Genomic DNA, 1,376 nt, shown 5'->3' with positions numbered 1-1,376 from the left:
ACTATAAGGCTCTGGGTCTAAAGCAATGCCCTTGACGCGACCAGCTTTGGCAGTCTTGGCAAAGTTCTCAATGTTCATTTCAGCAGCAGCCCAGTTAGCATCGTCAAACCAGTCCCACCCTTCCTCAATCGCAGACCACATTACAATGAAGTTATTAGTGAGCTTAGAGGAATTTGTAGCAGAAAGGTCTTTTCGATCTTGCGTAAATGCTGTGTTTGGGTAGGACTTTTTCTTAAAAACTTTTTTACCTGCATTAAGTTTAATCACCACGCCATCAAAGGGACGTGCTTCCATTTGCTTAATATGCTCTCGAAAAAAATTAGGGGTTGGTGCATCCCAACCATACTCAATCAGCTTCTTCGTGATTCGTTGAGGTTCTACTGATCCTGCTACTAGATACACCATTAGTGAAACCATCACGAATATGCAACCTAAAAAGAGTATCCGACGGGTTGCATTTGCAGAAACATGTAGAAAACTTAAATTACGATAGTAACTATGCAATGCTAAAGCTAACTTATTTTTATGGCTCATGTTTCTTCCACTGCAATTGGAAATATCTAGGAAAAAAGCACGATTGCAACCTAGAGAAAGTAAGCAAACATTGCTTTTGTTGTTTAAATTCTGATATGTAGTTTTTGGTCTTCATTCTGAATAAGTTTATTTTTTGCAGGGTTACTGTTATTTTTTGATTCAAACAGATTAGAATTAAATGCCAGAGCGCCAAATAAATAAGCCCACCATATCATATTAATTTGTCCACCTTTAAAGATAAAAAAATCAAAGAACATTGAAAATCCTGAAGCAAAAATGCCACAATTAAAAATACTAGATTCAATTCTCTGATGATTGTGAAGGAGGAGCTTAACTAAAGCAATCCATAGAGCAGCAAAAAAGGTCAAGCCTAAAACTCCTAATTCAACAACACACAACAGGAAAGTCGAGTGAGGATGATACAGTAGATATCCAAAGGGATGTACTAGGAAGGTAGGAGTGCTATCCATAAAACTAACTTTCGCGTCATCCATATCTGTAAGATACCAGGGCCAATAAGAGCCATAACCTGAACCAGTAATATTAAGCTCAGCAGTTCGATGGCTAATAATTTGAAAGGATGTTAAGTATGTTTCTGAGCGAGATGAATCTTCAAGGGAATAAAGGCGGTCGGTACTAGCTTTTGAATAGACAATTGCTGTAGTTGTTGAGATTAAAATAACTATTATTATAGCAGCAGTTAGTGCTTGCCTTTTATTTTTCATGAATAATGTCAAACACAGAAAAAATATGCCTACAATTAATAGGGCAGCCCGCGAACCAAGACCAACAATAGTTAGTGTTAGAGCCATGATAACGGCCAACTTAAACAGGCGTTGATT

1 protein-coding gene and 1 pseudogene are annotated in these 1,376 nt (G+C 37.5%); both read right to left on the bottom strand.

Features of this window, described 5'->3' with window-relative positions:
* Positions 1–534: pseudogene (locus tag AC2VE5_RS27480) on the bottom strand (hypothetical protein); the annotation flags it as partial.
* An 83-nt stretch (positions 535–617) separates the two neighbouring features.
* Positions 618–1,376 (bottom strand): O-antigen ligase family protein (locus AC2VE5_RS27475; protein ID WP_486890700.1); only part of this gene is annotated, 759 nt, incomplete at its 5' end.

The organism is Aliterella sp. E5.1, from assembly GCF_057473825.1.
The sequence above is the reverse complement of the archived record's forward strand: the minus strand, read 5'-3'. Positions and strand labels throughout refer to the sequence as shown.